General features: G+C 67.9%; 21 protein-coding genes. 12 read left to right on the forward strand and 9 right to left on the reverse strand.

Annotated features, from left to right (window positions below):
* Positions 1-423 carry a LapA family protein gene (locus NWF22_RS20645; protein ID WP_160902615.1) on the reverse strand — a complete coding sequence of 141 codons (423 nt, stop codon included), beginning with the start codon at positions 421-423 and terminating at the stop codon, positions 1-3.
* A gap of 30 nt (positions 424-453) precedes the next feature.
* On the opposite strand from NWF22_RS20645, the gene rlmN reads away from it, so the two are divergent.
* The gene (gene rlmN, locus NWF22_RS20650) at positions 454-1560 is read left to right on the forward strand and encodes a dual-specificity RNA methyltransferase RlmN (RefSeq protein WP_160902614.1); all 1107 of its coding nucleotides are present in this window, start codon (positions 454-456) and stop codon (positions 1558-1560) included.
* Positions 1561-1567: 7 nt separating this feature from the next.
* Here rlmN and NWF22_RS20655 read toward each other — a convergent pair whose 3' ends face one another.
* On the reverse strand, positions 1568-1831 hold the full coding sequence (locus NWF22_RS20655) for a DUF2631 domain-containing protein (protein ID WP_160902613.1): 264 nt from the start codon (positions 1829-1831) through the stop codon (positions 1568-1570).
* Between the two features lie 150 nt (positions 1832-1981).
* Between NWF22_RS20655 and puuE the strand changes: the two genes are divergently transcribed.
* The 6 genes from puuE (at position 1982) to NWF22_RS20685 (ending at position 9492) form a co-directional block, all read left to right on the forward strand.
* A complete protein-coding gene (puuE, locus tag NWF22_RS20660; protein WP_160902612.1) occupies positions 1982-2938 on the forward strand; it encodes an allantoinase PuuE in 957 nt (318 codons plus the stop codon).
* Positions 2939-3043: 105 nt separating this feature from the next.
* On the forward strand, positions 3044-4219 hold the full coding sequence (gene dxr / locus NWF22_RS20665) for a 1-deoxy-D-xylulose-5-phosphate reductoisomerase (RefSeq protein WP_160902611.1): 1176 nt from the start codon (positions 3044-3046) through the stop codon (positions 4217-4219).
* Complete coding sequence (locus tag NWF22_RS20670; RefSeq protein ID WP_160902610.1) at positions 4216-5445, forward strand: M50 family metallopeptidase; 1230 nt, start codon at positions 4216-4218, stop codon at positions 5443-5445. The genes dxr and NWF22_RS20670 overlap by 4 nt, the downstream gene beginning before the upstream one ends.
* Before the next feature lie 48 nt (positions 5446-5493).
* Positions 5494-6678, forward strand: coding sequence for a flavodoxin-dependent (E)-4-hydroxy-3-methylbut-2-enyl-diphosphate synthase (gene ispG / locus NWF22_RS20675; protein WP_160902609.1), 1185 nt, complete (start codon positions 5494-5496; stop codon positions 6676-6678).
* Positions 6679-6751: 73 nt separating this feature from the next.
* Positions 6752-7588, forward strand: a complete 837-nt coding sequence (locus NWF22_RS20680) for a GNAT family N-acetyltransferase (protein WP_160902608.1) — start codon at positions 6752-6754, stop codon at positions 7586-7588.
* Positions 7589-7656: 68 nt separating this feature from the next.
* On the forward strand, positions 7657-9492 hold the full coding sequence (locus NWF22_RS20685) for a penicillin-binding transpeptidase domain-containing protein (protein WP_160902607.1): 1836 nt from the start codon (positions 7657-7659) through the stop codon (positions 9490-9492).
* 132 nt (positions 9493-9624) lie between these two features.
* On the opposite strand, the gene NWF22_RS20690 is transcribed toward NWF22_RS20685, so the two are convergent.
* From NWF22_RS20690 to NWF22_RS20700, 3 genes are read right to left on the reverse strand one after another with little or no spacing between them, the layout of a single operon-like run.
* Positions 9625-10404: a heme ABC transporter ATP-binding protein gene (locus NWF22_RS20690; RefSeq protein ID WP_160902606.1), complete on the reverse strand. Its 780-nt coding sequence runs from the start codon at positions 10402-10404 to the stop codon at positions 9625-9627.
* Positions 10401-11489 carry a FecCD family ABC transporter permease gene (locus NWF22_RS20695; protein ID WP_160902605.1) on the reverse strand — a complete coding sequence of 363 codons (1089 nt, stop codon included), beginning with the start codon at positions 11487-11489 and terminating at the stop codon, positions 10401-10403. The genes NWF22_RS20690 and NWF22_RS20695 overlap by 4 nt, the downstream gene beginning before the upstream one ends.
* On the reverse strand, positions 11486-12526 hold the full coding sequence (locus NWF22_RS20700) for a heme/hemin ABC transporter substrate-binding protein (protein WP_258321228.1): 1041 nt from the start codon (positions 12524-12526) through the stop codon (positions 11486-11488). The genes NWF22_RS20695 and NWF22_RS20700 overlap by 4 nt, the downstream gene beginning before the upstream one ends.
* 136 nt (positions 12527-12662) lie before the next feature.
* On the opposite strand from NWF22_RS20700, the gene map reads away from it, so the two are divergent.
* Positions 12663-13526, forward strand: coding sequence for a type I methionyl aminopeptidase (gene map / locus NWF22_RS20705; RefSeq protein WP_160902604.1), 864 nt, complete (start codon positions 12663-12665; stop codon positions 13524-13526).
* Positions 13527-13620: 94 nt separating this feature from the next.
* Entirely contained in the window at positions 13621-14445 is an 825-nt protein-coding gene (locus NWF22_RS20710; protein WP_258321229.1) for an alpha/beta fold hydrolase, read from the forward strand.
* Between the two features lie 20 nt (positions 14446-14465).
* Here the strand turns inward: NWF22_RS20710 and NWF22_RS20715 are convergent, their stop codons facing one another.
* Genes NWF22_RS20715 through NWF22_RS20730 form a run of 4 tightly spaced genes read right to left on the reverse strand, consistent with a single transcriptional unit; the run spans position 14466 to position 18317 of the window.
* Positions 14466-15179 (reverse strand): FAD-binding oxidoreductase, encoded by a 714-nt coding sequence (locus NWF22_RS20715; protein ID WP_160902602.1) that lies wholly within the window; start codon positions 15177-15179, stop codon positions 14466-14468.
* 16 nt (positions 15180-15195) lie between these two features.
* On the reverse strand, positions 15196-15792 hold the full coding sequence (locus NWF22_RS20720; protein ID WP_160902601.1) for a molybdopterin-dependent oxidoreductase: 597 nt from the start codon (positions 15790-15792) through the stop codon (positions 15196-15198).
* A 42-nt stretch (positions 15793-15834) separates the two neighbouring features.
* Positions 15835-17235, reverse strand: a complete 1401-nt coding sequence (locus NWF22_RS20725) for a mycothione reductase (protein WP_160902600.1) — start codon at positions 17233-17235, stop codon at positions 15835-15837.
* Positions 17232-18317 (reverse strand): alpha/beta hydrolase, encoded by a 1086-nt coding sequence (locus NWF22_RS20730; RefSeq protein ID WP_160902599.1) that lies wholly within the window; start codon positions 18315-18317, stop codon positions 17232-17234. The genes NWF22_RS20725 and NWF22_RS20730 overlap by 4 nt, the downstream gene beginning before the upstream one ends.
* 249 nt (positions 18318-18566) lie before the next feature.
* Between NWF22_RS20730 and mqo the strand changes: the two genes are divergently transcribed.
* Genes mqo through NWF22_RS20745 form a run of 3 tightly spaced genes read left to right on the forward strand, consistent with a single transcriptional unit; the run spans position 18567 to position 22622 of the window.
* Entirely contained in the window at positions 18567-20045 is a 1479-nt protein-coding gene (mqo, locus tag NWF22_RS20735) for a malate dehydrogenase (quinone) (protein ID WP_202398710.1), read from the forward strand.
* Positions 20046-20091: 46 nt separating this feature from the next.
* Positions 20092-20586 carry a GNAT family N-acetyltransferase gene (locus tag NWF22_RS20740; protein WP_160902597.1) on the forward strand — a complete coding sequence of 165 codons (495 nt, stop codon included), beginning with the start codon at positions 20092-20094 and terminating at the stop codon, positions 20584-20586.
* Positions 20583-22622: a VWA domain-containing protein gene (locus NWF22_RS20745; RefSeq protein ID WP_160902596.1), complete on the forward strand. Its 2040-nt coding sequence runs from the start codon at positions 20583-20585 to the stop codon at positions 22620-22622. The genes NWF22_RS20740 and NWF22_RS20745 overlap by 4 nt, the downstream gene beginning before the upstream one ends.
* Positions 22623-22636: the final 14 nt, after the last annotated feature.

Raw genomic sequence — 22636 nt, forward strand, 5'->3', positions numbered from 1 at the left:
TCAGCGTTTCGCCCTCTTCAATGCCCGGCTGAGCTGCCACATCCGCAGACCGCCCGCAAAGGCGACGATCAACGCACCGGCTATCGCGGCAATCAGGAGACTGACCCCGAGCGGCAGGTTCACCTCCCAGAACAGCAACATGATGGTCTGGGACTCCAGGTTCTGCAGAATGAACACCAACAGCAGAATCGTGATCAGCGCACCGATCACCAGACCGTAGAACGTCGCCCGGGTCCGCGTGTGCTCGACCTTTTTGATCTTGGTGCGCAGGTCGTCGCGCTCGGCCAGCAACGCCTGATGGTCGGTGTCCGCCTGGGGCTCCCCGTCTGCCTGATTCTCACCGAAGGGTTCCGGTGTATGCGATTGCCCGAGCGGGTCGCCCCCGCCGACCGGCTGATGCGGCTGCGGATCCGGATTCGTCATACAACCATCATGACATGCGACAATGGCGCCATGCCGTCATTGCCGCTCGTGTTCGATGCGCCCAAGCGCGGGCGTCCGCCCACCCACTTCGCCGACCTGGATCCCGAGGGAAGGGTGGCGGCGCTGGCAACGCTCGGTCTGCCGAAGTTCCGGGCCAATCAGCTGGCGCGGCAGTATTTCGGCCGGCTCAACGGGGACGTGGCCGAGATGACCGATCTGCCCTCGTCGGCGCGTGATGCCGTCGGCGAGACGCTCTTCCCGCCGCTGCTGTCGCCGGTCCGCCACATCGCCTGCGACGACGGGGACACCCGCAAGACCCTCTGGCGACTGCACGACGGCACGCTGCTCGAAAGCGTGCTGATGCGCTACACCGATCGCAACACCCTGTGCATCTCGAGCCAGGCGGGCTGCGGCATGGCCTGTCCGTTCTGCGCGACCGGTCAGGGCGGTCTGGACCGCAATCTGTCGGCCGCCGAGATCGTCGACCAGGTGCGGGCAGCGGCGCGTGCACTGCGCGATGGTGAATTCGGCGAGCCGGGCCGGTTGTCGAACATCGTCTTCATGGGGATGGGCGAGCCGCTGGCCAACTACAAGCGCGTGGTCAGTGCGGTGCGGCAGATCACCGCACCGGTGCCCGACGGTCTCGGGATCTCCGCGCGATCGGTCACCGTCTCCACCGTCGGATTGGCCCCATCGATCCGACGCCTGGCCGACGAGGGACTCGCCGTGACGCTCGCGGTGTCGTTGCACACCCCCGACGACGAGCTGCGCGACACCCTGGTGCCGGTGAACAACCGGTGGTCGGTGGCCGAGGTGTTGGACGCGGCCCGCTACTACGCCGACACCACCGGCCGTCGGGTGTCGATCGAGTATGCGTTGATCCGGGACGTCAACGACCAGCCGTGGCGCGCGGACATGCTGGGGGAGAAGCTGCGTCGGGCGCTGGGATCGCTGGTCCACGTGAATCTGATCCCGCTGAATCCGACACCGGGCTCGGAATGGGACGCGAGCCCGAAGCCGGTGGAACGTGAATTCGTCAGACGGGTACGCGAACAAGGTGTGTCGTGCACCGTCCGGGACACCCGCGGCCAGGAGATCGCCGCGGCCTGCGGACAATTGGCCGCGGAGGAACGCTGAGCGAAGGTCAGTTCTTCCAGCGGCCGCGGCTGGTCCAGATCGGCTTCAGCAGGAAGAACGCGAGCACAGCGGCGAATCCGATGAGGTAGAGGTCCTCGATGTGGCCGGTGTGGTTGCCGATCATCATCGCCAGCAGCGCGAACACGCAGAACCAGCCGGCGATCATGAACGACTTGCGGGCCTGACCATGCCACCCGAAGCGGGCCGACGGCGCATCCGCGGGCTCGCGAACCCAGCCGGTGTCGATCTGCTCAACCTCGGTGCTTGCCACGGTGGCTCCTCACTGTGCGTGCCGGTTACTGCGTGCCGGAGGCCAGAAGTCTGACGACCGGTAGTAGTTCGTGACAAGCATAACCGTAGGGCCTCGCGGGTGGCGCGGTGCCACCACGCGCGGACATCGCCGGGGTGACACAATGCCGCCATGTCCGACACCCCGCACCGATCCCTGGCTGATTACCGCAGCGAGAACTACCCCCGCGACATGATCGGCTACGGTGCGACACCACCGGATCCGCAGTGGCCGGGTAATGCGAAGATCGCCGTGCAGTTCGTCCTCAACTACGAGGAGGGCTCGGAGAACAATGTCCTCGAGAACGACCGCGGCAGTGAGACCTTCCTGTCGGAGATGATCGGTGCGCAGGCGTTCCCGAACCGGCACATGAGCATGGAGTCGCTCTACGAGTATGGATCGCGGGCCGGGGTGTGGCGCATCCTGCGTGCGTTCTCCCGCCGTGGGTTGCCGCTGACGATCTTCGCGGTCGCCCAGGCGATGGCCCGCAACCCGGAGGCCGCCGCAGCATTCGTCGAACGGGGCGATGAGATCGCCTGCCACGGGTATCGCTGGCTGAGCTATCAACTCGTCGACACCCACATCGAACGCGAACACATGCAGGCCGGTATCGAGTTGCTCACCGAGATCACCGGACAGCGCCCGCTCGGCTGGTACACCGGCCGCGATTCCCCCAATACCCGCCAACTCGTGGTCGAACAGGGCGGATTCGTCTACGACTCCGACAGCTACGCCGATGACCTGCCGTTCTGGGTGCAGGTCCGGCGCGGCGCCGACTTCGTCGACCATCTCGTGGTGCCCTACACCCTGGACACCAATGACATGCGGTTCGCCTCACCGGGCGGATTCCCGTCGGGTGAGCAGTTCTTCACCCACCTGCGCGATGCCTTCGATGTGCTCTACCGCGAGGGCCTCGAGGGCGCACCCAAGATGCTGTCGGTCGGGCTGCACTGCCGTCTGGTGGGCCGGCCCGCCCGGCTGGCCGCGCTGGAACGGTTCCTCGACCACATCCAGTCGCACGACGGTGTCTGGATCACCCGACGCATCGACATCGCCGAGCATTGGCGGTCGGTGCATCCGCCGAGCTGACATGGCCGCCCGGCACGATGGGCGAGACCTTGGGCACGATGGGCGAGATCTGGGCACGGTCGGCGAGATTTGGGTGACGGTCGGCGCAGGCGGGACAATGGCGAAGTGACGACGCGCGTACTCATCCTCGGTTCGACCGGGTCGATCGGGGTCCAGGCCCTCGAAGTGATCGCCGAACACCCCGAACGGTTCGAGGCGGTGGGTCTCGGTGCCGGCGGCGGGAATCTCGATCTCCTCCACGACCAGGCCCGCACGTTCGGCATCGCCGCCGATCGCCTGGCCGTCGCCGATCCGGATGCGGCGCGCAGATTGTCCGACGACCTCGGATCGACCGTGTTCGGCGGGCCCGACGCGATGTGCGACCTCATCGACGCGGTCGAGGCCGACGTGGTGCTCAACGCCGTGGTGGGCTCCATCGGGCTGCGACCCAGCCTGGCCGCCCTACGGTCCGGTGCACGCCTGGCGCTGGCCAACAAGGAGTCGCTGGTGGCCGGCGGCTCGCTGGTCCTCGATGCCGCGGCCCCCGGACAGATCGTCCCCGTCGACTCCGAGCACTCCGCCATCGCCCAATGCCTGCGCGGCGGCAGCGCCGAGGAGGTGGACCGCCTGGTGCTCACCGCCTCCGGTGGTCCGTTCCGCGGCTGGACCAGTGCGGCCCTCGACGACGTGACACCCGAGCAGGCCGGGCATCATCCCACCTGGTCGATGGGGCCGATGATCACCCTGAACTCCGCGACGCTGGTCAACAAGGCGCTCGAGGTCATCGAGGCACACCTGTTGTTCGGCGTCGACTACGACCGGATCGACGTGACCGTGCACCCGCAGTCGATCGTGCACTCGATGGTCACCTTCGTCGACGGCGCCACCATCGCCAAGGCGTCACCACCGTCGATGAAACTGCCGATCGCGCTCGCACTGGGTTGGCCGGACCGGGTGCCGGGCTCCTCGTCGGCGTGCGACTTCTCCACCGCATCGGCCTGGACGTTCGAACCCGTCGACAACAAGGTCTTTCCGGCCATCGACCTGGCCCGCGAGGCCGGGCGGGGCGGCGGCTCACTGACCGCGGTGTACAACGCGGCCAACGAGGCGGCCGCGGACGGCTTCTTCGCCGGTGCGATCCGGTTCCCACACATCGTCGAGATCATCGGTGAGGTGCTCGGCGAGGCCGATCAGTGGCGTGCGCAGCCAGGTACTGTGGAGGACGTCTTGGCCGCCGACCAGTGGGCACGCGCACAGGCATCGCGTCTGGTCACGGCATATTCGGATGGAGTGAATCAGTGAGTTTCGCCCTCGGCGTGGTGCTGTTCGCCGCGGCGCTGCTGTTGTCGGTGGCCTGGCATGAATGCGGTCACATGTGGGCGGCGCAGGCGACCGGCATGAAGGTGCGCCGCTACTTCGTCGGCTTCGGGCCCACGGTGTGGTCGACCCGCAAGGGCGAGACCGAGTACGGGCTCAAAGCGCTGCCGCTGGGCGGTTTCTGCGACATCGCCGGCATGACCCCGTACGACGAGATCGCCGACGAGGACCGGCCACGCGCCATGTATTTGCAGAAGCCGTGGAAACGACTGGTCGTGCTCTTCGCCGGACCGGCCCAGAACTTCATCCTCGGGTTCGCCCTGGTCATCGTGGTCGGATCGATCTGGGGCCTGCCCAACATCAGTCAGGACCCGGTGCCGGCGACCGTGTCACAGGTGACCTGCGTGCCCGGCCAGACCACTTACTCGGCCGATGCCGAACCCGTCTCGACGCCCTGCTCGGGTACGGGACCGGCCGGCGCCGCAGGTATGCAACCCGGCGACACCATCGTCGCGGTCAACGGTCAGTCCGTCTCCGACTACTCCGAGGTGTCGACGCTCATCACCGAGGCGTCGGGGCCGGTCGCCCTCACGGTGGACCGCGCCGGTCAGCGGATCGACCTCACCCTGACGCCGCAACCGTCGACGGTTGTGATCAACCAGACCGACGGGACCACCAGCACCGAGCAGACCCGCAAGGTCGGCATCACGTTCTCGCCGCCGCCCGCGATCACCCAGTACGACGGTCTCGCCATCGTTCCGGGGGCGTTCGTCTTCACCGGCGACCTGTTCGTGGCCACTTGGGACGCTCTGCTGTCCTTGCCGTCGAAGGTCAGCGCACTGTGGACCGCTGTGACCGGCGGCGAACGCGCGGCCGACACCCCGGTCAGTGTCTACGGTGCGTCGGTGATGGGTGGACAGGCCGCCGAACGCGGCGCCTGGAGCCTGTTCCTGATGCTGCTGATCAGCATCAACTTCTTCCTCGGCTTGTTCAACCTGGTGCCGCTACTACCGTTGGACGGCGGACACATGGCCATCGTCGGCTATGAGAAGGCGCGTAACACCGTGCGTGGCTGGTTCGGCCGCGCGGCCGCCGGACCGGTCGATTACCTGAAACTGATGCCGGTCACCTACGCGGTCGTGGTCGTCATGGGCGGTTTCATGGTGCTGACACTCACCGCCGACATCATCAATCCCATCAAGATCTTCTGAGCTCACACACAGCCCCATCAAGATCTCCTTACAGACGAGGTGAACGAGATGAACGCCCCCACATCGCCCGACGCGCTCCAGGTGGGACTCGGCATGCCCGCCCCACCGCCCCCGGTGCTCGCCCCGCGGCGCACGACTCGCCAGATCCAGGTCGGCTCGGTCGGGGTGGGCAGCGACCACCCGATCTCGGTGCAGTCGATGACCACCACCAAGACCCATGACATCAACGCCACCCTGCAGCAGATCGCCGAGCTGACCGCGTCGGGCTGCGACATCGTGCGCGTCGCCTGCCCGCGCCCGGAGGATGCCGAGGCGCTGCCGGTCATCGCCAAGAAGTCGAAGATCCCGGTGATCGCCGACATCCATTTCCAGCCGAAGTACATTTTCGCGGCGATCGATGCCGGCTGTGCGGCCGTGCGCGTCAATCCGGGCAACATCAAGGAGTTCGACGGCCGGGTCAAGGAGGTGGCGAAGGCAGCCGGGGCGGCGGGCATTCCCATCCGCATTGGCGTCAACGCCGGCTCGCTGGACAAGCGCATCATGCAGAAGTACGGCAAGGCCACCCCGGAAGCCCTGGTGGAGTCGGCACTGTGGGAGGCGGGTCTCTTCGAGGAGCACGGCTTCGGCGACATCAAGATCTCGGTCAAGCACAACGACCCGGTCATCATGGTGGAGGCCTACCGCCAACTCGCCGCACAGTGCGACTATCCGCTGCACCTCGGCGTGACCGAGGCAGGTCCGGCATTCCAGGGCACCATCAAATCCTCGGTCGCCTTCGGCGCGCTGCTGGCCGAGGGCATCGGCGACACCATCCGGGTGTCGCTGTCGGCGCCGCCGGCGGAGGAGATCAAGGTCGGTGACGCGATCCTGCAGTCGCTCAACCTCCGTCCGCGCAAGCTGGAGATCGTGTCCTGTCCATCGTGCGGACGCGCGCAGGTCGACGTCTACAAACTCGCCGACGAGGTGACTGCCGGGCTCGAGGGCATGGAGGTACCGCTGCGAGTGGCGGTCATGGGTTGCGTCGTCAACGGTCCCGGTGAGGCCCGCGAGGCCGATCTCGGGGTGGCGTCCGGCAACGGCAAGGGGCAGATCTTCGTCAAGGGCGAGGTCATCAAGACCGTCCCGGAGGCCCAGATCGTGGAGACGTTGATCGAAGAAGCGCTGCGGATCGCCGGTGAATCGGGTGACACTGATGACAGGGAAGCGGGTTCGCCGGTCGTCACGGTCAGCTGATCGCGGCGCCGGTGGCCTCCGACGGCTGAGCGGTCGCGGGTCGCATCCCGCCCGAACGGCAAAGGGAGCGGTGGTGCTGAAGCTACTGGGTGATCGCCCGCTGGGCGCACGGGATGCGCCCGCGGTCGAGCATGTGCTCTCCTCGGACCCGGTGGCGATGTGCATGGTCGCCGCCCGCTTCGAGTCACACGGCATCAATCCACGTCTGCTCGGCGGCGAGCTGTGGACGGTCGACGACCCCACCACCTCGCTGTGCTTCTCGGGTGCCAACCTCATCCCGCTGGTCGGATCGAGCGAGAGCATGGAGGTCTTCGCCGACCGCGCCGCCGCCGCACCCCGGGTGTGTTCCTCGATCGTCGGACGCGCCGAGATGGTGCTGGCGTTCTGGGACCGCGTCGCCGGATGCTGGGGCCCGGCGCGCGAGGTGCGGGACAACCAGCCCCTGATGGCCCTGACCGATGCGCCCGCCATCGCACCCGATCCGCTCGTGCGCCTGGTGACCCTTGACGATCTCGACGCCTATCTGCCGGCCGCGGTCGACATGTTCATCGGCGAGGTGGGCGTGGACCCGTGCGCCGGTGACGGCGGTCGTTCGTATCGCCGGCGGCTCGCCTCGCTGATCACCGCCCAGCGTGTGTTCGCGCGCTTCGACCGCGGCGAGGTCGTGTTCAAGGCCGAGATCGGTTCGCTGTCGCGCCGGGTCGGACAGATCCAGGGCGTCTGGGTGGCGCCACATCGGCGTGGTGAGGGCCTCGGTGCCGCCGGCACCGCCGCCGTCGCCGCCGGCGTCATGGCGCTGGGTCGCACACCGAGTCTCTATGTCAACAGTTTCAACCTCCCCGCGCGAGAGGTGTACCGCCAGATCGGCTTCCGCGAGGTCGGCACCTTCGCGACGATCTTGGTCGACTGAATTCGCTTACCCGCGGCCACCGCGTGGCGCATCGGTTTTCAACGGTCCCGCCCATATGATCGAAACCGATGTTGCGGATGAGACGACGAGCAATCAGTGTGGCGTGTGTGTCGCTGAGTGCTGCACTGACGGTCGGGGTGGCCGGCTGCGCCACCGTCGAGGACGGGCCGCGGCAGGCCGTCGAACGTTTCCTGGCCGCCTACGGCGCCCGCGACACCGCCACGGCCGCTGCTCTCACCGACAATCCGCAGGGTGCCCGCGACAACCTCGACGCCGCGTGGGATGGGCTCGCGGCCGAGGAGCTCACCGCGAGCACCGGCAAGGCGCGGGTCACCGGTGACACCGCCGACATCGATGTCACCTACCACTGGGATCTGCCGGGTGACCGCGAGTGGAGCTATCCCGCCCGGGTGAAACTCGCCCGTGGCGATGCCGGCTGGTCGGTTCGCTGGACATCGACCGACATCCACCCCGACCTCGGTGCCGACCAACGACTCTCGCTGCGCCTCGTGCGGGCGCCGCGGGCCACGGTCAACGAGTCCGACGGGTCGGAGGTGATGGTCAACGGCACCGTCATCGGTATCAACTTCGACGCCACCGAGGCCGCGGCGAAAGGGTCGGTCGCCGATTCGGTGACCCGGCTGGTGTCGGTACTACGACCGTACGCGCCGTCGCTGTCGGCGCAGAAGATCGCCGAGGAGTCCACCGCGAGCGGCGGGGAGTACCCGATCACCCGGCTGTCCGAACGCGACTTCGACCGGCTGCGCGATCAACTCGCGATCCCCGGGGTGGTCCACAATGAGCAGGCCGAACTGGTCGCCACGAACCCGGATTTCGCGCCCGCGATGCTGACCGAGGTGAAGAAGGTCGTCGACAGCGAGGTCGATGGCCGCGCGGGCTGGCGGATCGTCACGGTCAACCCCAACGGACTCGACGCCGACGTCCTCGCCGATCATGCTCCCGAGCCCGCGCCGGCGATCTCGCTGAGCCTGTCACGGCGGGTGCAGAATGCCGCGCAGCGTGCCGTCGACGCCACCAACCGGTTCCAGATCGCCATGGTGGTTCTCCAGCCGTCCACCGGCAAGGTGCTCGCCGTCGCGCAGAACAAGGCGGCCGACCGGGACGGGCCCATCGCCACCACCGGTCTGTACCCGCCCGGATCGACGTTCAAGATGGTCACCGCGGCGTCGGCGATCAGCCGGGATCTCGCTCACCCGGGATCGATGGTGCCCTGTCCCGGCGAGATCGAGATCGGGCCGCGCCGCATCCCCAACTACAACGGATTCTCGCTGGGCACCGTCTCGATGCTGAAGGCCTTCGCCAGTTCGTGCAACACCACCTTCGCCTTCCTCGCCAGCAAGATGGGGCCGTCGGATCTGGCGCACACCGCCGCGGCGATGGGCATCGGCCAGCACTATGACATCGCCGGTCTCGATGTGGTGTCCGGGTCGGTGCCGATCGCACCAGAGTTGGTGGCGCGCACCGAGGACGGGTTCGGTCAGGGCAAGGTGCTGGTGAGTCCGTTCGGGTTGGCAACGGTGGCCGCGACGGTGGCCAACAACGGCACTGCGCCGGTGCCGCAGCTGATCCTGGGCAAGGAGACCACGGTGGAGGGGCCACAACCCAAGCTCGACCCCAAGGTGGTCGGGGAATTGCGGCCGATGATGCGGGCGGTGGTCACCCAGGGCACGGCGACGGTGATCGACGGCGAAGGCGAAGTCCTCGGCAAGACCGGTGAGGCGGAGTTCGCCGGCGGTTCACACGCCTGGTTCGCCGGCTACCGCGGCGATCTCGCGTTCGCCACTCTCGTCGTGCGTGGTGGGGACTCCAACAACGCGGTGGGTGTGACTCGTGACTTCTTCGCCGCGTTGCCGCCGGGGTACGCGGTCGGCAAGCGATCCTGACCCCTGGTGACACCGCCCGTATCCAGTTGCGGTCTGGGTGAGTGACGCCGACAACTATTGACGCCCAATACCTCTGGCACCGCGGTCGGATACGGCCGTCAGTTGCGGCCGGAGGTGATGCTGGGCCGCTGCTCACGTCCGGCGTGGCACGATGATCGGCTGACCCGACGCCGGGTGATCCCAGATCTCCACCGGATGGTCATAGGTGTCCGACAGCAACTCGGCCGTCATCACCTCGCGGGTCGGGCCGTCGGCCAGGAGATGGCCGTCCTTCATCAGCGCGACACGATCGGCATAGGCGGCGGCCAGCGAGAGGTCGTGGACCACCAGCAGGATCGCCGACCCGTCGTCGCGGGCGGCGCGCAGGATGTCGAGGACGGACTCCTGATGGTGGATGTCGAGGGCGGCGGTCGGTTCGTCGAGCAGCATCACCGGTGTCTGCTGGGCCAGGGCCCGGGCGATGGACACCCGGGCCTGCTGCCCGCCGGACAACTGAGCGAATGGGCGGTAGGTGATGTCGTGCAGGTCGCAGGCGCGGATGGCGTCGTCGATGATCTCCGGCGACCGACGTGCCTGCGGGGTGCGCAACCAGGGGAAGCGTCCCATCTCGATGACCTCGATCACCGAGAACGGGGTGTCCGTGCGATTGTGCTGGGTCACGAACGACCGCAGCCGCGCGAGTTCTCGTGCCGACACCTTCGCGATGGGACGGTCATCGATGTGCACGGTGCCGTGGTCCGGCGTGCGCAGCCCGGCCAGCACCGACAGCAACGTCGACTTGCCGCAGCCGTTGGGCCCGACGAGTGCGAGCAGCGAACCCGGTTCGACGCGCAGCGAGACGTCGCGCACCACGTCGCGCTCGCCGAGGGTGACCGTGATGTGCTCGGCGACGACACCGGCCGACCCGGTCACCAGCCGGCCCCGGCCCGCCGGCTGCGCCGTAGCAGCAGGAAGAACACCGGTCCGCCGATGAGCGACGTGAACATCCCCAAGGGGAGGTCGGCGTCACCGAGCAGGGTGCGCGCGGCGAGGTCGGCGGCCGTGATGACCAGCGCACCGCCCACGACGCTGGCGGGCAACAGGATCGCGTGACGCGGACCCACGATGAGCCGCAACACGTGCGGCACGACCAGACCGACGAACATGATGATTCCGGAGAACGCGACCGCGGCACCGGTCAGGATGGACACGAGCACGATCACCTGACGGCGCACGATCTCGACGTTGACCCCCAGCGAGGCGGCCTGGATCTCGCCGAGCGCGAGCAGATCGAGTTTGTGCACCAGGACCAGTGCCGCGGCGAGTGCGGCGATGATCAGCGGGGCGGCGACCCACACCTCGTCCCAGGTGGTACCCGCCAGCGAACCCAACTGCCAGAACACGATCTGTTCGCGAGCCGCGGTGGACGCCACGAAGGTCAGATAGGCGATGATGCCGAGCGCAAACGCGTTCACCGCGATACCGGTGAGCACCAGCATGATCGCCGACGTCGAGCCATCGCGCAACGACAACACGTACACCGAGGCCGCGGTGAACAGGGCGAACACGAAGGCCGCGCCCGCCAGTGCCCAGTCATTGGTGGAGCCGCCGCCGAGCACGATCATCAGGCACGCGCCGACCGCCGCCCCCGACGACACCCCGATGATGCCGGGTTCGGCGAGCGGATTGGCCAGGACACCCTGCAGCAGGCACCCACCCGCGCCGAGCGCCGCACCCACCAGCAGGCCCAGCACGATCCGCGGGAAGCGGACGTTCCACAGTGCCGCTTCGCCGTTGGGGTGCGAGGGGAGGGGACCGATGTCGAGGTGGAAATGATGGGCGAGGCTGCCGAGCACCTCGATGGGTGGGACCCCGACCCGGCCCAGGCCGGCCGACAGCACGACGAGTGCAGCGGTCGCGACGAGCAGGATCGCCAGCACGACGATGGTGCGCGTGCGATGGCGGCTGCGGTGCTCGACGGCCGTCGGCGTCGTGCGTTCGGAGGTCGGGGTGCTCATGTGTAGATCGCTTCCGCCAGAGACCCGAGCACCTTGCCGACGTCGGGGCCGAAGGCCAGGATCTCCGTCTCGTCCATCTGCACGATGCGCCGGTTGCGGCCCGCGTCGGTCTCGGCGATCCCCGGCAGTGCGAGAACCCCGTCGAGCCCGCCGACCGTGTCGGCGCCCTGCGTCATCACCAGCAGCACGTTGGGATCGGCCTCGATCATCGCCTCGGCACTGACCGCGGTGAACGCCCCGCTGAGGTCGGCCTCGCGGCCGGCGTCCCGACCACCGAGGTTCTCGATGAGATCGTCGGCGCCGGAGCCGGGGCCCGCCAGCAGGATCAGGTTGCGACCCCGGATGTAGACGAAGGCCATCACCGGGTCCCCGGACGGGGACGGGACCAGATCGCGGGCCGCGGCGACCTCGCGATCGGTACGGGCCACCAGCTGCTCGCCCTGCTCGGGCACCCCGAGTGCTTCCGCGACCGAGCGCATGAGGGCGTCGTTGCCGTCGAGGCCGCGGATGCCCGGGAACACGACGACCGGGATGCCGGAGTCCCGGATCTGATCGACCGCGGCGGCCGGGACGGTGTTCTCGTTGACGAGGACGACGGTGGGGGCAAGTGCCAGCACCGCCTCGGCGTTGAGGCTGTGCCCGCGGTTGGTGACCACCGGCAGATCCACGGCGCTCGGAAAGGCGGTCGAGGTGTCCCGGCCGACCACGTGGGAGCCCAGGCCCAGCGCGAACACGGTGGTGCCGAGGGTGCCGTTGATGTCGACCGCGATGATCCGGTCGACGTCGCGAACCGTGACCGGCTCCTGACCTTCGGAGTCGACCGTGACCGGCAGCGTCGGAATCGGATCCGTCGCGATCGGTGTCACATCTGGGTCGGGCAACAATGCGGTCTGCGGCCCGTCACGCAGATGCGCGGTGGGCGCCACCGACGGTGCCGGTTGTTCGATGGGCTCGACGAAACAGGCGGACACGGTCGCCGCCAGCACCGCCACGAGCGCCGCGAGCACACGACGGCGCGGCCTGCCGAGTCTGCTCACGCGCTCACCTGCGCCACGATTCCTCCCACGCCGACGTGATCGGTGCCTGCGTCATTCCTTAGTCTCACCTTAGTTGCGCGCCACCGGTGTGCCCACGCCGCCTCCGGCCCGAGAGCGGACTGGATAAGCTGGGTGCATGACCGTTCGTGATGCCCTGCGGCCCGGCACAGTGTCGCCGACGCGCCCCGTCCCCGACTCCATCGAACGGCCGGAGTACGCATGGCGGGACACCGTCGACGAGGGACATGAACCGTGGGTGCAGGCCCCGGAGACCATCGAGAAGATGCGCGTCGCGAGCAAGATCGCGGCCAATGCCCTTGCCGAGGCCGGCAAGGCGGTCGCACCCGGCGTCACCACCGACGAGCTCGACCGGATCGCACACGAGTACATGGTCGACCACGGCGCCTACCCGTCGACCCTGGGCTACAAAGGCTTTCCGAAGTCGTGCTGTACCTCGCTGAACGAGGTCATCTGTCACGGCATCCCGGACTCGACCGTGATTGCCGACGGGGACATCGTCAACATCGATGTCACCGCCTACATCGACGGGGTGCACGGCGACACCAACGCCACCTTCCTGGCCGGTGACGTGTCGACCGAAGCCGCCGACCTCGTCGAACGCACCCGCATCGCCACCGAACGCGCCATCAAGGCGGTCAAGCCGGGCCGGGAGCTGAACGTCATCGGACGGGTCATCGAGGCCTACGCCAACCGCTTCGGATACACCGTGGTCCGGGACTTCACCGGCCACGGCATCGGTGAGACATTTCACAACGGTCTGGTGATCCTGCACTACGACCAGCCCAACGTCGACACGGTCATCGAGCCGGGCATGGTGTTCACCATCGAACCGATGATCAACCTCGGTGGGCTCGGCTACGAGATCTGGGACGACGGGTGGACCGTCGTGACCACCGACAAGAAGTGGACCGCCCAGTTCGAGCACACCCTGGTCGTGACCGACGACGGCGCCGAGATCCTCACCCTGCCCGACAGCTGACCGGTCGATGGTCGGCGGAGCTCCGTCCGCCGACCGGAGGAACCGGGTGTGCCGCGCCCGACCGGGCCCGGTCGATGTCGCCTATCCTGAGCCCGTGGACACGCAACAGCGCGCCGTTCAGGTCGGCGAGCACACCTTCGACACCCGGATCAGCGGCCCCGAAGACGGAAAATGGGTGCTGCTGCTGCACGGATTCCCCGTGAACGGTTCCTGCTATGACACGGTGGTGCCGCGCCTCCATGAAAGTGGATTGCGCACAATTGTTTTCGACCAGCGCGGATACAGTCCCGGAGCGCGGCCCGACGGTGTGGACGCCTACCGGCTGGAGTTGCTCGTCGACGACGCGATCGGGCTCCTCGACGCCCTCGGCGTCCAGTACTCGATGCTCGTCGGTCACGACTGGGGTGGCATCGTCGCCTGGCATCTCGCGGGCAAACACCCCGACCGCTTCACCGGCCTGGTGGCCGCGAGCACCGGACATCCGTCCGCAATGCGCGATGCGCTGGAATCCTCGGATCAGCGTGAACGCTCGCTCTACATCAAGGATTTCGTCGCCGACGACGCGGAGGAGAAACTGCTCGCCGACGACGGCGCCGTGCTGCGTGCCGCCGGGGTCACGGCCGAGGAGCTGCTGCCGCTCACCGAACCCGGGGCATTGACCGGGCCGTTGAACTGGTACCGCGCCAACTTCACCGGTGACATCGCGACGAAACTGGCGTGTCCGCCGGTGGAGATCCCGACCACCATGGTGTGGGGTGACGCCGACGATTCGCTCGGCCGCGAACAGGCACAGCTCAGCGGACGCTACGCGTACTCCGACTTCCGCTTCTGTGAGTTGCCCGGCGTCGACCACTGGATACCCCAGCACGCCGGTGCCGCGCTCGCCTCGGAGATCGCACTGCGCTCGACGGTGTTCTGACCCCGCCGTTCTGACACCACTCAGCCGAATCGCTCGGTCCGGATCCGTTCGTGCCGATGACCGGCACCGACCATCGCTGCCGCACAATGCTCCACGAAGGCGGTGGGACCGCAGATGAACACGGTGGGTGCCCGGTCGGGATGGATGGCGAGCTCGGTGAGTTCGGATGTGCCGAGTCGCCCGGTCGGCCGGTCGCCGGTGCCGATGCCACGTCGGGTGAAGGCCAGCCGGACGGGTAGCCGGCGGTGATCGATGAGCTGGCGCAGCTCGTCGCCGAACAGGATGCGATCGGGCGATCGCAACGAGTAGACCAGGTTGAACGGCACGGTCGGAGCGGCGATCTCGCGGTGACGGATCATCGACATCAGCGGGCCGAGCCCCGATCCGCCGGCGATCAGCTGTATCGGACCGGGGCTGGTGCCGTCCCAGGTGAACCACCCACCGTGCGGCCTGGTCACCTCGAGCGGTTCACCCACCTCCACGACGTCGACGAGGTATGGCGACACCTCCCCGTCGTCGGCGCGTTCGACCGTCACCTCCACAGTGCGCCGCTCCCGGGTGTCCGACAAGGAGTAGGTACGGGCGGTCGAATAGCCGTCTTCGGCGGTGAGGCGGATGTCGAGGTGCTGGCCGGGTAGCGCGGTGAACGGCTCGGACAGAGCGAGTCGCAGCGAGCGTGCGCTGTCGCTGTGCCGGGTCTGTGAGATGACCGTCGTGACCTGCCATTCGCTCATGAACGGCCCTGCTCGGTCATGAATACCGCTGCTCGGTCCAGGGATCGCCGTGCATGTGGTAGCCGTTGCTCTCCCAGAATCCGGGGGTGTCGGTGGACATGAACCGCAGTCGGCACACCCATTTGGCGCTCTTCCAGAAGTAGAGATGCGGTACCAGCAGCCGTGCCGGACCGCCGTGCTCGGCGGCCAGGGGCTCGCCGTCATAGGAGTCGGCGATCCAGCCGCGACCACCGACGAGGTCGGCGAGCGCGACATTGGTGGTGTATCCGCCGTGGCAATGTGCCATCACGAAGTCGTCGGCCGCCCAAGGTAACTCGGCCAGGATGGTATCGAATGACACACCACGCCAACGGGTCTCGAACTTCGACCAGCGCGTCACACAGTGGATGTCGGTGACGATGTCCTCATGCGGAAGTTCCTGGAACTGTGCCCAATTCCACTTGTGGACACGGTGCCTCGACGACTGGACGGCCAACGTCCAGTTCTCGAGGGTCACCGTCGGCGTCGGTTCCGCCGACAGCACCGGGAAGTCGAAGGTCCGGTACTGCCCGGGTGGCAGACGCGCCGCATCGCGGTCGCGCCTCCCGACGAATCCGCGGTTCACGATCGCCATTGCAGCGATGCTACCGGCGGGACGACGATGGTGGCCGGTCGATCAGATCTCCAGACCGAGCAGTGCGTTCTCGAGGACCTCGGGCATCGCCGGATGAATCCAGTACTGGCCGCGGGCGACATCATGTGCGGTCTGTCCGAACGACATGGCCTGGATGATCGGCTGGATCACCGTGGGCGCCTGAGGGCCGAGGATATGGCAGCCGAGCAGTCGTCCGGTGCCGCGCTCGGCGATCACCTTGCAGAAACCGGTGGTGTCCTCCATGGCCCACCCGTAGGCGACATCGCCATAGGCCTGCACCTTGACCGTGATGTCGAGGTCCATGTCGCGCGCCTCGTCTTCGGTGAGGCCCACCGTGGCGATCTGCGGATGGGTGAAGACCGCGGCCGGGACGTGGCGATGGTCGAACCAGAGCAGGTCGTCGGACTCCCAGCCCTTGAGGAGGTTCGCCTGCACCACACGTTGTTCGTGGTTGGCGACGTGTTTGAGCTGGTATGGGGAACTCACATCCCCGAGGGCCCACACATGCGACGCCGCGGTCCGCCCGTGTGGGTCGCACACGACGCGACCGTGATCGTCGAGTTCCACACCGATCGACCCGAGATTGAGTCGATCGCCGTTGGGGCGGCGCCCGGTGGCGACCAACAGCGCGTCACCGTCGATGTGGGTGCCGTCGCCGAGACTGACCCGGATGCCGCCCTCGTCGAGCTCGACCACATTCGTCACATCGGTGTTCAGCCGCACATCCCACTTCTCCTTCTCCTGGGCCACCGCGGTGAAGCGCGTCGAGATGTCGGAGTCGAGTTTGCGCAGCAGCGCGGGGCCGCGCGCGATGATCGACACCGCACTGCCCAATCCGCCGAAGACGTGCGCGAATTCGGTCGCGATGTAGCCGCCGCCGACGACGATCAGGCGGTCCGGGAGGCGCTCGAGACGCATCACGTCGTTGTTGGTGTAGTACGGCGCACCGCATTCGCTGATCGCCGGCGGCACCGTCGCCCGTGAGCCCGCGGCGATCACGACCTCGTCGGCGAGAACCAGTGCGTCGGCGGTGACCAGTCGGTAGCGGCCGTCGGCATCGCGGCCGTCGAATTCGACGTGCGCGGAGTACACGGTGATGTTGGCGCAGCGTTCCTCGCGGTATTCCCGACCACCCGCGGAGATCGGGTCGATACGACCGAACACCCGCTGCACGATCGCAGGCCAGTCCACCGAGTCGACTCGGCTGTTGACGCCCAGTCGGTGTCCGTGTCGGGCGCCCTCGGCCACCTCTGCGGCGTAGACGAACATCTTGGTGGGAATACAGCCGACGTTGAGGCAGGTCCCGCCGTAGACGTTCTCTTCGAAGACCGCGATCGACTTGTCGTCGAAGCGCTCGTCGGGGATCGAGTTCCCACTCCCGGTGCCGATGATCGCCAGGTCGACGATCTGCGTCGCGGTCATGCCGGATCCGTGGTCGCTGCCGACTGCGCGGATGTCGCGACATCTGTCGCGCCGCCGAGCGTGCCCTGCAGCCAACTGTCGATCTCGCGATACGCGTGCTCACGTGCATGACGTACTGAAAGGAACACATCGTGGCGGGCGTCGGCGATCGGGACCACCGTCACCCGGTCGCCCAGATATCCACTCCACCGTGACATGTGACGCACATCGAGAACCACGTCGGCGTCGTCGACCGAGCCGGGGCGCGACCGGTCGAACAGTGTCTTGTCCGAGCGCAGCACCAGCGACGGGACACCGACGTCGACGCCGCGATGCAGCCGCGCCTGCCCGCGACGGACCGCGTTGAGGAACCCGAAGGTGACCGGGAACCCGCCCAGCGGCTTCAGCGCGAGGTCGTAGGCCCATTCACCACCGGTGGTCTCATGGATGCTGCGACCGTATCCGTCGGAGAGTTCCTGGGGGAGCACCGCCTTGGGGCGGACCGCGGCGAGGGCACGCAACAGCAGTGAGACCGGTGGCGTTCGCAGGATCGGGCTGCCCTGCAGGTCGAACCAGGGGCTGTTCAACAGGAGGCCGCAGACCTTGTCGTGCAGGTCGGGCGAGGTGGACCGCAGTCGGTCCAACCACAACGGGGTGATGATGCCTCCGGTGGAGTGTGCCGCGACGATCACCCGTTCGGGCCCCCCGCCGGCGGCCGTCTCGGCAGCGACCACGTCGAGTGCATGGCCGAGTTCCTCGTCGTACCGGCGGAGGTCGGTCGCGAAGTGCGCGGTGTGCTGCGGCTGCAGGGAACGTCCGCATTTGCGCAGATCGAGGGCATAGAAGGCGTAGCCGCGTTCGTGAAAGTAGTCGGCGAGCGGCTCGTGGAAGAAGTAGTCGGTGAAGCCGTGCACGTACAGGACGGCACCGTTCACGGCCGGCTCGGGGCCGGCCTTGCGGACCAGGGTCGCGGTGATCGGGTCCTCGCCGTCCGGGTCGGGTCCCAGGGGCAGGGTGAGCACTTCGTAGCGATCCAACAGGTGGTCGGGTTGCCAGGTGGCAGCGGGTTCGCCGGCGCGGGCGGCGCTCGAGGATGCGGTCACGGGTTCCACTCTAGATATCCTGTGTGCGGGTGGGCGTGGCGGTGACTGTCGCCCAGCCCACACTTTGGCCCAGGCGATTCCGTTGTTTGCGCCGGAATGGGGAACAATGGCCGTTGACAGGGACGACCGACGGCGGCAGACCCTCGCGGCTCACCGCGACAGCCCCGATCGTCCAACCCGTGCGAAGGAGAGCTCCTCGTGTCTCACTCGGTGATCAAGACGGACGTCGCGTTGGTCGGCGCCGGAATCATGAGCGCCACCCTCGGCGCATTGATCCGTCGACTCGAGCCGAACTGGTCGATCAGTGTTTTCGAACGTCTCGACGCCGCGGCCGCGGAGAGCAGCGATCCGTGGAACAACGCCGGCACGGGGCACTCCGCGTTGTGCGAGCTGAACTACACCCCGAAGACCGCCGACGGCGATGTCAACATCGACAAGGCGATCAACATCAACGAGCAGTTCCAGGTGTCCCGGCAGTTCTGGTCCTACTCGGTGGACAACGGCATCCTCGGCGATCCCAGCGAGTTCATCAACCCGATCCCGCACGTGGCCTTCACCCATGGGCGTGACGGAGTCGACTACCTGCGCAAGCGCTACGACCGACTGGCCGGCCAGGTGCTGTTCGAGGGTATGGAGTTCATCGACGACGAGGCGACCTTCAGCAAGCGTCTGCCGCTGATGTCGGCCGGGCGTGACTTCTCCGACCCGGTGGCGTTGAACTGGTTCACCGAGGGCACCGACGTCGACTTCGGTGCGCTGACCCAGCAACTGATCAACCACATCGGCGAGACCGGTGCCGACGTCTACTTCGGCCATTCGGTGACGAATCTGTCCAAGCAGTCCGACGGCAGCTGGATCATGAAGGTCCGCAACCTGCGGACCAAACAGAAACTCACCATCCACGCGAAGTTCGTGTTCGTCGGAGCGGGCGGCGGCGCGCTGCATCTGCTGCAGAAGTCGGGCATCGCCGAGGCCAAGGGATTCGGTGGGTTCCCGGTGTCCGGTGAGTTCTTCCGGTGCACCAATCCCGAGCTCGTGGCCGACCACCAGGCGAAGGTGTACGGGCAGGCCGCGGTCGGCGCCCCGCCGATGTCGGTCCCGCACCTCGACACCCGTGTCATCAACCACCAGCCCGGCCTGCTGTTCGGGCCGTACGCCGGGTGGTCGCCGAAGTTCCTCAAGAGCGGCAAGATCACCGATCTCCCGTCCTCGGTCACACCGAACAACCTGCTGCCGATGCTGTCCATCGCGCCTCAGGAGTTCGGACTCCTCAAGTACCTGATCAGCGAGCTGGCCGCCAGCCGCGCCGACCGGGTGAACACGCTCAGCGAGTTCGTCCCACGCGCCGACGGCGGTGACTGGGAGATCATCACCGCCGGCCAGCGTGTCCAGGTGATCCGCAAGACCGGTGTCGGCGGCTCGCTGGAATTCGGTACCGCAGTGGTGGCCGCCGAGGACGGCACCATCGCCGGCCTGCTGGGTGCCTCGCCGGGCGCATCGACCGCGGTGCCGGCGATGCTCAGTGTGTTGGAGAAGTGCTTCCCGAAGGAGTACGCCGGATGGAAGCCTGCGCTCACCGAGATGATCCCGTCGTTCGGGCAGAAGCTCTCCGACAACCGCGACCTGTTCCGTCAGGTGTGGGATTGGACCAGCGCGAGCCTGCAGCTCAAGGGCGACGCCACCGCACCGCAGGCGGCCGCCGACCGTACGCCGGCGTCCGCCCTCTGATCGGTCACCTGGTGCAGGCGCACGCCCGTGTGATAGTCACGACACCATGACTTCGGCAGGGCAGTTGCACCACAGTCCGGCCGACCAGATCGACGCGGCCACCCTGTATCAGATCCTGCGGTTGCGGGTGGACGTGTTCGTGGTCGAGCAGGCGTGTCCCTATCCCGAGCTCGACGGGCGCGACCTGGAGCCGGGCACCCGTCAGTTCTGGATCGTCGACGACGACGTGGTGGTCTCCACCCTGCGGCTGCTCACCGAGCCCGCTGCTGCCGACGGGGAGCCGACGTATCGCATCGGGCGCGTGTGTACCGAACGCGGCCACCGTGGTCAGGGACTGACGGCGCGGCTGATCGATGCCGCCCTCGCCGAGATCGGCGATCATGTCTGCCTGATCGAGGCGCAGGCGTATCTCGTCGAGATGTATGCGAAGTTCGGTTTCGTCGTCGAAGGCGACGGATATCTGGAGGATGGCATCCCGCATGTGACCATGCGTCGCGATCCGGCCGATGTGTCCGCGGCAACCGCCGACGGGCCCCGATGAGCGGCCGTCAACACCACCCCGCCGACATCGAGGGTCCGGTCCGTTACCCGTTCAGCGCGGTGGTCGGGCAGGAACGCCTCAAGCTCGCGCTGATCCTGTCGGCGATCGCGCCGGGGATCGGTGGCGTGCTGATCCGCGGGGAGAAGGGCACCGCCAAATCGACCATCGTGCGTGGACTCGGGCCCCTGCTCGCGGCCGGCCACGAACCGGTGCAGTCGCAACCGGGAGAGGCCGGCCGGGTGCGCGGCCGGGTGGTGGAGTTGCCGATCGGCGCGACCGAAGACCGGGTCATCGGCTCTCTCGACCTCACCGCGGTACTCAGCGAAGGTCGCGCACGATTCACTCCCGGGCTGCTGGCGCTGGCCGACGGCGGGGTGCTCTACATCGACGAGGTCAATCTGCTGGCCGACCACCTCGTCGACGTGTTGCTCGACGCCGCCGCGAGCGGACGGGTCACCGTCGAGCGGGACGGGGTCTCGCACACCCAGTCCGCCGACTTCGTCCTGGTCGGCACGATGAACCCGGAAGAGGGTGAGCTGCGTCCGCAACTGTTGGACCGGTTCGGGCTGGCCGTCGACGTCACCGCCGGCCGCGACATCGAGGAGCGGGTGGCGATCGTGTCGCGGCGGATGGCCTTCGACGCCGACCCCGAGGCCTTCATCGTCGATCACGCGGCCGCCGAGGCCGAGCTGACCCGTCGGATCGCCGAGGCCCGCGCGCACCTCGCGCAGGTCGCCATCCCGCCGGCCGAACTTCGCCGAATCGCAGGGGTCTGTGCACATCTGGAGGTCGACGGTCTGCGCGGCGACATCGTGGTGGCCCGCACCGCGGCGGCGCACGCGGCCTGGCGGCTGGCCGATTCGGTCACCGCCGACGACGTGCGTGTCGCCGTCGAACTCGCCCTCCCACACCGGCGGCGGCGCAACCCGTTCGACGAGTCCGGGCTCACCGAGCAGCAGATCGACGACGCGATGGGCGCCGGTGACGACGCCGCCGGCAGCGAGGCACCAGACCCGACCGACCCCGACCCGACCGACCCCGACCCGACCGACCCCGACCCGACCGACCCGGGCGGCGGTGGTGGCGTGCCGGAGAGCGGCAGCAGCGAACGAGAACCCGGCGACACCGCCACATCGGACGACGATCCGCAGACCGACGACGCGGCCCCGGACGGCGGTCAACCGTCCGAATCACTGCCGGGACCACGCTTCGGCACCGTACCGTCCACCTCGATGTCACCGCGGATGACACAACTGCGGGTGCACGGCATCGGCGAGGGCGAACCGGGCCGTCGATCGCGTGCGCGATCACGTCGCGGACAGATCACGCGTGCAATCGATTTCAGCCACGGCGCGCCGGTACATCTGTTCGGCACGGTGCTGTCGGCGGCGGATCGGGCGGCGGCGGATCGGGCGGCGGCGGATCGGGCCGGTGGCGGCGCCGTGCGCGTGGCGGCCGACGATCTGCGCAGCGCCGAACGCATCGGCCAGGAGGGCAACCTCGTGGTGTTCGTCGTCGATCTCTCCGGCTCGATGACAGCCCGGCGGCGACTGACGGCGGTGACCGGGATCTGCGTCGATCTGCTGCGGGATTCCTACACCCGCCGCGATCGGGTCGCGGTGGTCGTCGCGCGTGGATCGACCGCGCAGGTGGCGGTGCCGCCCACCAAGTCGGTGGACATCGCGGTGCGCCGCCTCGCCGATATCCGGACCGGGGGACGGACGCCGCTGGCCGAGGGCCTCATCGCAGCCACCGACCTGATCGACCGTGCCGCTCGCCGCGAGCCGCATCGGCGACCGCTGCTGGTGGTGCTGACCGACGGTCGGGCCACCGCGGGCCGCGACGCCACCGCCCGGGCCCGAGCAGTGGCCCGCACCATCGGCCGGCGCGGGATCGATTCCGTCGTGGTGGATTGCGAGCAGGGGATGATCCGCCTCGGACTGGCCGCCGAACTCGCTGCGACGATGGGGGCGCGGTGTCTGCCGATGGACGAGCTGACGGCGGGTGTGCTGCGTGGCGACGGCCGAGCCGCCTGAGACACTGTTCGCAC

The sequence above is a fragment of the Gordonia mangrovi genome (genome assembly GCF_024734075.1).
GTDB lineage: Bacteria > Actinomycetota > Actinomycetes > Mycobacteriales > Mycobacteriaceae > Gordonia > Gordonia mangrovi.

Bases quoted from the DNA above. Each gene is read 5' to 3' on its own strand.
- NWF22_RS20645 (WP_160902615.1), bottom strand. From the start codon at position 423: ATGACGAATCCGGATCCGCAGCCGCATCAGCCGGTCGGCGGGGGCGAC.
- rlmN (WP_160902614.1), top strand. From the start codon at position 454: ATGCCGTCATTGCCGCTCGTGTTCGATGCGCCCAAGCGCGGGCGTCCG.
- puuE (WP_160902612.1), top strand. From the start codon at position 1,982: ATGTCCGACACCCCGCACCGATCCCTGGCTGATTACCGCAGCGAGAAC.
- ispG (WP_160902609.1), top strand. From the start codon at position 5,494: ATGAACGCCCCCACATCGCCCGACGCGCTCCAGGTGGGACTCGGCATG.
- NWF22_RS20685 (WP_160902607.1), top strand. From the start codon at position 7,657: ATGTTGCGGATGAGACGACGAGCAATCAGTGTGGCGTGTGTGTCGCTG.
- NWF22_RS20695 (WP_160902605.1), bottom strand. From the start codon at position 11,489: ATGAGCACCCCGACCTCCGAACGCACGACGCCGACGGCCGTCGAGCAC.
- map (WP_160902604.1), top strand. From the start codon at position 12,663: ATGACCGTTCGTGATGCCCTGCGGCCCGGCACAGTGTCGCCGACGCGC.
- NWF22_RS20715 (WP_160902602.1), bottom strand. From the start codon at position 15,179: ATGAGCGAATGGCAGGTCACGACGGTCATCTCACAGACCCGGCACAGC.
- NWF22_RS20720 (WP_160902601.1), bottom strand. From the start codon at position 15,792: ATGGCGATCGTGAACCGCGGATTCGTCGGGAGGCGCGACCGCGATGCG.
- NWF22_RS20725 (WP_160902600.1), bottom strand. From the start codon at position 17,235: ATGACCGCGACGCAGATCGTCGACCTGGCGATCATCGGCACCGGGAGT.
- mqo (WP_202398710.1), top strand. From the start codon at position 18,567: ATGAGCGCCACCCTCGGCGCATTGATCCGTCGACTCGAGCCGAACTGG.
- NWF22_RS20740 (WP_160902597.1), top strand. From the start codon at position 20,092: ATGACTTCGGCAGGGCAGTTGCACCACAGTCCGGCCGACCAGATCGAC.
- NWF22_RS20745 (WP_160902596.1), top strand. From the start codon at position 20,583: ATGAGCGGCCGTCAACACCACCCCGCCGACATCGAGGGTCCGGTCCGT.